A 278-nucleotide genomic window follows, 5' to 3' on the forward strand; every position below is an offset into this window, starting at 1 on the left:
TCTGTATGCTTTTTCATTGCCTGAACAACTTCGTTGTCGGCTGTATTCTGTCCCAACAGGCTCTCATTATTGCTGGCAACAACGATTCCGTCGTCTGCAACGATAATCGTTCCATCTTTCTGGATACTATAACCATTTAAAAGCCCCTGTATCGTCAGCGTATAGTTTCTGGCAAATTCAGGAGATGTGTAGTAATAGATTGCAACGATACCCGGTGCATCTTTTCTGGCGCAGGCTGCAATGTCAATAAAGGATCCATCTTCCCTGGTAAACCGTTC

The 278-nt window shown here is 44.2% G+C and carries 1 pseudogene; it reads right to left on the bottom strand.

The annotated features are described in order from the left end of the window. A pseudogene (locus DW922_RS17785) lies at positions 1–278 on the bottom strand (hybrid sensor histidine kinase/response regulator); the annotation flags it as partial.

The sequence above is a fragment of the Clostridium sp. AM42-4 genome, from assembly GCF_003480105.1.
Classification (GTDB): Bacteria; Bacillota; Clostridia; order Lachnospirales; family Lachnospiraceae; genus Brotaphodocola.